At 35.5% G+C, this 7,525-nt stretch carries 7 protein-coding genes; 6 read left to right on the top strand and 1 reads right to left on the bottom strand.

From position 1 onward, the window contains the following. A partial coding sequence (locus tag AC1W31_RS15010; protein WP_481735291.1) for a universal stress protein occupies positions 1-393 on the top strand: 393 nt, incomplete at its 5' end. Between the two features lie 214 nt (positions 394-607). Here the strand turns inward: AC1W31_RS15010 and hemN are convergent. Further along, positions 608-1,969 carry an oxygen-independent coproporphyrinogen III oxidase gene (gene hemN, locus AC1W31_RS15005; protein ID WP_481735290.1) on the bottom strand — a complete coding sequence of 454 codons (1,362 nt, stop codon included), beginning with the start codon at positions 1,967-1,969 and terminating at the stop codon, positions 608-610. 167 nt (positions 1,970-2,136) lie between these two features. On the opposite strand from hemN, the gene AC1W31_RS15000 reads away from it, so the two are divergent. The 5 genes from AC1W31_RS15000 to AC1W31_RS14980 all read left to right on the top strand — a co-directional run bounded on the left by AC1W31_RS15000 (position 2,137) and on the right by AC1W31_RS14980 (position 7,187). Continuing rightward, entirely contained in the window at positions 2,137-3,174 is a 1,038-nt protein-coding gene (locus AC1W31_RS15000) for a zinc-dependent alcohol dehydrogenase family protein (RefSeq protein ID WP_481735289.1), read from the top strand. Positions 3,175-3,277: 103 nt separating this feature from the next. Continuing rightward, the gene (locus tag AC1W31_RS14995) at positions 3,278-4,024 is read left to right on the top strand and encodes an acyl-CoA desaturase (protein ID WP_481735288.1); all 747 of its coding nucleotides are present in this window, start codon (positions 3,278-3,280) and stop codon (positions 4,022-4,024) included. Positions 4,025-4,172: 148 nt separating this feature from the next. After that, positions 4,173-4,844, top strand: a complete 672-nt coding sequence (locus tag AC1W31_RS14990; protein WP_481735287.1) for a hypothetical protein — start codon at positions 4,173-4,175, stop codon at positions 4,842-4,844. Between the two features lie 110 nt (positions 4,845-4,954). Continuing rightward, on the top strand, positions 4,955-5,464 hold the full coding sequence (locus AC1W31_RS14985; RefSeq protein ID WP_481735286.1) for a GNAT family N-acetyltransferase: 510 nt from the start codon (positions 4,955-4,957) through the stop codon (positions 5,462-5,464). A 13-nt stretch (positions 5,465-5,477) separates the two neighbouring features. Beyond that, positions 5,478-7,187 (top strand): IlvD/Edd family dehydratase, encoded by a 1,710-nt coding sequence (locus AC1W31_RS14980; protein WP_481735285.1) that lies wholly within the window; start codon positions 5,478-5,480, stop codon positions 7,185-7,187. Positions 7,188-7,525: the final 338 nt, after the last annotated feature.

The raw sequence follows: 7,525 nt of genomic DNA, 5'->3' as shown, positions 1-7,525 counted from the left end.
CTCATTCATTATCCACAGCACTTTTTATATGCGGCTGATTTTCAAGAAGATGAATTATTGGTAACCCATAAAATTATGGAAATTGCCGAGCCTTTCGGGGCAAAATGCAATGTTGTCCATATTCACGATTATTTTGAAATGAACGTGGGGCATCGCATTGAGCAGACGACTCATCAATTGAGGGAAGAGTTTGACCGAGAAGTCCTGTCAGTAAAAAACCTCAATCGTGCCGATGTTGTTGAAGGCTTAAAAACCTACATTCATACGCATCAACCAGATGTTTTGGCTTTGGCAATTCATGATAAATCTATTTTTAGTCAAATTTTTGATACAAGTGTTTCTAATTATTTTGTTCAAAAATCTAATTTGCCGATTTTGACATTTAGGAAATAATTGGATTGGATTTTTAAATCAGTATGGTGCTTTCAACTTAAGGAATTTATCCGCTTAACGCTGGCATTATCTAAATTTTGGAACAATTCAAAAACTTTAAATTGACAGCATTGGTATTTTATACGCCCTTACGTTATTAAATCAAAATAAAAAATGAAAGCGGTAAAGGATTATATTCCCTTACCGCTTTGCTTTTTAATTGATAAAGTCTTACTTAAATGGTCTTTGAAAACAGATTTTTTGCATTTTTTTGGTGCAACATTCTTTTGTCAAAAGCCATACAAATGTTTCTGATAAACGCTTGTCCTTCTTCTTTTACACGTAATGAGTTATTATCAAATTCAATTAATCCATCTTTCTCAAAATCTGCTAATTTTTCAAATAGTTCAACTTTTTCTTCATAATTAAAGTCAGCATCAGCCCAAGTTGTGGAGAATTTACAGATAATATCCAAGATGTTTTGGCGTACTACTAAGTCTTCTTGGTTTAAAATATGCCCTTTAATCACGGGTAATTCTCTGTTTTTTAGCATTTGCATATAACTATCAATATCCTTTGTATTCTGAGCGAAGCCCGTCCAAGAATCACTAATTGCCGAAACGCCCAAGCCTAATACTAATTTGGTTTGCGTGGTTGTATAGCCCATAAAATTACGGTTTAGCGTTCCATCTTGCATGGCTTTATACAGCGAATCCGTTTTTAAAGCAAAATGATTCATCCCGATTTCGGTATAATTATTTTCTTCAAAAAGTCTTTTGTCAATTTCGTACATCGCCCTTTTCTCTGAAGCCACAGGCAGGTTTTCATCCTTAAAACCACGTTGTCCATTTCCTTTCAACCACGGCAAATGAGCGTAAGAATAAAAGGCAATGCGGTCGGGTTTTAATTGAATGGTTTTGAGGATTATATCTTCAATACTCGAAACTTTCTGAAATGGTAAGCCATAAACCAAATCATGCGAAACTGATTGATAGCCAATTTCACGACTCAACTCCGTAACGTGTCTTACGTTTTCAAAAGGTTGAACTCGATTAATCGCTTTTTGAACGATTGGGTCATAATCTTGAACCCCAAAACTTACTCGCCTAAATCCATAATCATACAAAGATTGCAAATGCTGACGAGAAGTATTGTTTGGGTGTCCTTCAAAACTAAATTCATGAATTAAACTGATTTTTGAATGTTTAACGATGCCATTAATTAGTAATTCCAACATTTCTGGACTAAAAAAACTGGGAGTTCCACCGCCTAAATGAATTTCACTGATACTTGGTTTTACCGAAAAATGACTCAAATACAGTTCCCATTCCTTCAAAACAGCCATAATATAAGGTTTTTCGACGGCATGATTTATGGTAATTCTTTTGTAACAGCCACAAAATGTACAAAGATTTTCGCAATAAGGTAAATGAATATAAAGGCTGATTCCAGTATCTCCATTGGTCAATTCAAAGGTGGTTTGAATGGCATCAATCCATTCTTTTTCGTTAAAAGTAGCATTATCCCAGAAAGGAACAGTGGGATAACTGGTGTATCGTGGGCCTGCAACGTTGTATTTATTGATAAGGGAATTCATAATTAATGTGAGTATAATTTACCCCAAAAGTAAATCAAAGCATAAGCGACAATTATGATATTTATCAGTTTTTAATATGACAAATCCTTATGAATTGCCTAATATTCATCATCTTTCTACTGGATATTATGTCGGAATTTTGATTCAGAAATTAACGCTAAATCAATATGAAAGCATTAGTATATCATAGTCCTGGTCAAAAATCTTGGGATGAAAAACCCAAGCCAATCCTTCAAAATTCAACGGATGTGATTGTTAAAATTCTTAAAACAGCCATTGGAATAAACGATTTGCATATTTTGAATAACAGTGTTCCCATTGTTTCGGCTGGTAGAATCATCGGACATGAAGGCGTGGGAATTATTGAGGAAGTAGGGGAGTCGGTTACGAGTTTTAAAACGGGCGATATTGTTTTGATTTCATCCATTACTTCCTGCGGCAAATGTGAAAACTGTCGAAAACAAATGTATTCTCATTGTGAACAAGGCGGTTGGCTTTTAGGAAATGCAATTGATGGAACGCAAGCGGAATTTGTAAGAATACCTTTTGCTGATTTTAGTTTATACCACATTCCTAATGATGCTGATTTAGAGGCATTTGTAATGTTAAGTAACGTAATTCCAACCGCTTATGAATGTGGAATTATACAGGGACAAGTAAAAACGAGCAATTCTTTGGCTATTATTGGTGCGGGTCCAATCGGAATGGCTGCGCTTTTAACCGCTCAATTTTATGCACCTTCGCAAATTATCATGATTGATTTTGATGAAACTCGACTCCAAGAAGCCATCGGTTTAGGCGCTACCCATACGATTGATATTAGCCATGAATACGCCATTGAAAAAGTGATGAAATACACCAACGGAAAAGGCGTTGATACTGTCATAGAGGCAGTTGGCTCATCAAATACCTTTGAAATGGCAAGTGCGATTGTGGCGGTTGGTGGACACATTGCTAATATTGGAATTCACGGAAAAGGCGTGAACCTGCATTTAGAGCAATTATTTTCGAGAAATATTACGATTACCACTCGTATTGTGGATACGTATTCAATCCCAGAACTAATAAAAAATATCGTAACGAATAAACTTGATCCTTCTAAACTGATTTCACATTTATTCAAATTAAACCAAATTATGGAAGCCTACGAAACCATCGAAAATGCCAAACTTGAAAAGTTATTAAAAGTGGTTTTGACTTTATAGGACTTGCGGTAATCTATACGCTTTTATCTACGAATTAAATTAATTTTTTTTCAAAAAATAACCAAAATTTCAATCAATTTATTAACCTATAACTATTTTTATAATGGCAATTCTAATTTTTTTCTTAGCACATTGGTACCTATCCTTATTTTCTCAAACGTTTTTCCTACACCGTTATGCTGCTCACCAAATGTTCACGATGTCGAAAGGTTGGGAAAAATTCTTTTATTGGTTTACATTCATAACGCAAGGTTCCTCTTTTCTAAGTCCAAAGGCGTACGGAATTATGCACCGTTTGCACCATGCCTACGCTGATACTGAAAATGACCCACATTCTCCGCAATATTCAGAAAATTTATTTGACATGATGTGGAAAACAAAAATCAAATACAACGATATTTTAAATGACCGAGCGGGCATCGATCCGAAGTTTATCAAAGGTGTTCCTTATTATGCTTTTCTTGAAAATGTAGGTTCAAAATGGTTTGTGAGATTGGCTTGGGGTACCTTATACACGTTATTTTACCTAAAATTTGCCACAAGTCCATGGGAGTATTTGTTACTACCCATTCACTTTTTAATGGGTCCTGTTCACGGGGTAATTATCAATTGGTTTGCGCATAAATACGGATATATCAATTTTAAAGTAAATGATACGGCTAAAAATTTACTCCCCTTTGATTTTTTAATGATGGGAGAATCGTATCACAATAATCATCATAAATTGGGTGGACGAGCAAATTTTGGCATTAAATGGCATGAATTTGACCCAACTTATCCAATAATTTTGCTCTTAAATTCACTGCATATTATTAAGCTAAAACGCAATAATGATTTGAATTATATGTAAAAAAGGGATGTTACGCAAACGGTGTGTAACATCCTTTTTTTTGCGATTTGAGGATTTATTCCGAATAAAATCTATAATATTATTGAAATAAAACACTAATTTCGTTTCTGCGCTTTATCTTCGTACTACCAGTTTTCAATCATATTAAATGCAAAAATCAAAACTCTTTTTCCCCATTTTAATCCTTTTTATTTTGGCTTTGGCGGGCGCTTTATATTGGTTCGAAAACCAAGAAGCCAGTCCCGAAGACCATCAATACATGGCCCTTCCTGATAGTTTAGTCCAACAATTAGCGTTAAAAGATTCTACCGAAAAAGCTAATTTCTTGAATGTCACAGCGCCAAAAATGTCGGTGTTTAATGCTTCCAATGTCTTTTTTGAACAGAAAAAAGATGCTTATACTTTCCAACTTTTGAAAGATTCTTTGGGCGTGAAATTAGTATTATTATTTGGCACTAAAACCGTAGCAGAAAGTCGAGATAAAAGTTTAGAAAATGCTTCAAAAGCCGAAACAAGCGACTTGAATTCGGATGGTTATCCCGAAATTTTGATTTATTCAAATACAAATCAAAAACTTACTTTTACGGGTTTCGAGGCACAGAATGGTTTGCATAAATTCTCACTTCCGCCACTCATGGGCCGACAATCATTCGGTTATGCAGGACAGGATACTTTATTTGTAGAAAATAACAACCTTGTGAGACGGTTTCAATTTAGAAATTCTCAATTTTCGACTTTCCCATCGGGTACTCGTACTTGTGAATATACCCTTGGACAGGATTTGAAATTTTTTATGGTTCGGACTTTAGATACGGAGTGATTAACTATCTGATGATCTCATCTGAATTGAGATACGTGAAATTTTCTTTTAAACGCAATCCTAAACTCTCACTATTTCACTCTGATATTAAAGTAGAAATATACAAGAAGATGAACCACAAAATTATAAAAGTAAACGCTTCAGATTTCAAAATACTTTCCGATTTATGTAAGTATATTTACCCGCAAACTTATACGTATCTTTGGCACGATGAAGGAGAATGGTATCTTGAAAAAATGTATAATCTTCAAAAAATTAAAGAAGAATTAGAGCATAAAAATACTGCATTTTACTTTCTATTGGTAGATGATACTCCACGTGGATATTTAAAGGTTAATTACTCCTTTCAAGCTGAAAATGAAAGTTTCGATATAGAACGCATTTATTTAGACCAGGCTTTTGCCAGAAAAGGATTTGGCAATGTTTTACTGAATTTTGGTATTGACATTGCTCGTGAAATGGGCAGAAAAACAGTTTATTTGAAAGTAATGGCTTCCAGCATGGGTAATATTGAATTTTATCAAAAGAATGGCTTTGAGACTGTTGATACTAATTATTTAGATTTTGAGACGATGAAAATAGAATATCGTTGGTTGAATACAATGAAGAAAATACTTTAAAAAATACCTCATAATGGAAAAATTGCGCTCACAAAATTGGTTTGGTAAAACAGGGAAAGACGGTTTTATTTATAGAGCTTGGATGAAAAATCAGGGAATTCCTGATGATATGTTTGATGGTCGCCCAGTCATAGGAATTTGTAATACTTGGTCGGAATTAACGCCCTGCAATGCTCATTTTAGAGATTTAGCCGAATCGGTAAAAAAAGGCGTTTATGAAGCGGGTGGCTATCCAGTAGAATTTCCTGTCATGTCTTTGGGTGAAACGTTAATAAAACCAACGGCCATGTTATATCGAAATTTAGCCAGTATGGACGTTGAAGAATCCATCAGAGCTAATCCTATTGATGGTGTTGTGCTTCTGTGCGGTTGTGATAAAACTACGCCTTCACTCGTTATGGGAGCTTGTTCGGTAGATATTCCAACGCTCGTAATTTCGGGTGGACCGATGCTGAAAGGACATTGGAGGGGAAAAGACATCGGAACTTCTGATGTTTGGCGTTTTGATGAAGCCTTTAAATTGGGTGAAATCAACGAACAACAACTTACCGAAGCTGAAGGTTGTATGGCTCGCACGCAAGGACATTGTGCCGTGATGGGAACTGCCTCAACAATGGCTACAATGGTGGAAGCATTGGGATTATCATTACCAAATAATGCGGCAATTCCTGCGGCGGATGTGCGTAGAAAGGTGATTTCGCAATTATCAGGGCGTAGAATTGTGGAAATGGTGAAAGAAGATTTGACACTTTCAAAAATCTTGACTCGTGAGGCTTTTGAGAATGCCATCATGGTAAATGCTGCCATCGGTGGTTCAACCAATTTTGTGATTCACCTTTTGGCAATTGCGGGTCGAATTGGCGTGGATTTGAACATGGAAGATTTTGATAAATTTTCTCAACATATTCCACTATTAGCTAATTTACAACCTTCGGGAAAATTCTTCATGGAAGATTTGTATTATGCTGGTGGTTTGCCTGCCGTAATCAAAGAAATGAAAAATGTCCTGCATAATAATGCGTTGACGGTGAATGGAAAGGGAATTGGCGCTAATTCTGAAAATGCGGAGGTTTTTGATAGAAATATTGTCGCTACGATGGAAACTCCTTTCAAAGAGAATTCTGGAATTGCGGTAGTCAGAGGAAATCTTGCCCCCAATGGTGCGGTAATTAAACCTTCGGCGGCAACGCCTGCTTTGATGACTCACCGTGGAAAAGCAGTAGTTTTTGAAACCATTGAAGATTATCATGCCAGAATCGAAGACCCAGACTTAGACATTGACGAAAATTCAATCATGGTGCTAAAAAACGTTGGGCCAAAAGGTTATCCGGGTATGGCAGAAGTTGGAAATATGGGAATTCCAACAAAATTATTGGAAAAAGGCGTTCATGATTTGGTAAGAATTTCGGATGGGAGAATGTCGGGAACGGGTTTTGGAACGGTTGTTCTGCACGTTTCACCCGAAGCGGCAGACGGCGGAAATTTAGCTTTAGTTCACAATGGCGATTATATCAGTTTGGATGTACCAAATCGTAGTTTGAATTTAGAAGTTTCGGATGAAGAATTGGCTGAAAGACGCAAAAACTGGAAACCAATTGACATGAATATTACTCGTGGATACGTCAGTATGTACATCAAACACGTTGAACAAGCCCATTTGGGAGCGGATATGGACTTTTTGAAAGGAAAATCTGGCAGTATTGTTACGAGGGATTCGCATTAGATTTTTTTAATAAGTGGGCTTTGAATTTATCGCTCATTTATTAAAGTTATTTCAAAAAAGGTAACGGGAAAAGAACCCTTGCTGTTGAGAACCAAAATGTTTATAACAATTGAAGTAAACAAATTTTAAGGCTATTTAAACTCACCATTATTTGTGATAAAATTAGCTCAAAATCAGGCAGTTTTCAACGAACAACATATTAAAATTATTCTTTTTTTTAATGATTTTTTTGTTAGATTTGTGAGATTTTTTTGAGTAAATAGTTGATAATTTCAGAATTTTATCAAAAAAGTCAAGAATTTTAGCTGATACCCAAATAATCCGCCAATAAATATAAT

Source organism: Arcicella sp., assembly GCF_964672035.1.
The sequence above is the reverse complement of the archived record's forward strand: the minus strand, read 5'-3'. Positions and strand labels throughout refer to the sequence as shown.

Bases quoted from the DNA above. Each gene is read 5' to 3' on its own strand.
- hemN (WP_481735290.1), bottom strand. From the start codon at position 1,969: ATGAATTCCCTTATCAATAAATACAACGTTGCAGGCCCACGATACACC.
- AC1W31_RS14990 (WP_481735287.1), top strand. From the start codon at position 4,173: ATGCAAAAATCAAAACTCTTTTTCCCCATTTTAATCCTTTTTATTTTG.
- AC1W31_RS14995 (WP_481735288.1), top strand. From the start codon at position 3,278: ATGGCAATTCTAATTTTTTTCTTAGCACATTGGTACCTATCCTTATTT.
- AC1W31_RS15000 (WP_481735289.1), top strand. From the start codon at position 2,137: ATGAAAGCATTAGTATATCATAGTCCTGGTCAAAAATCTTGGGATGAA.
- AC1W31_RS14985 (WP_481735286.1), top strand. From the start codon at position 4,955: ATGAACCACAAAATTATAAAAGTAAACGCTTCAGATTTCAAAATACTT.
- AC1W31_RS14980 (WP_481735285.1), top strand. From the start codon at position 5,478: ATGGAAAAATTGCGCTCACAAAATTGGTTTGGTAAAACAGGGAAAGAC.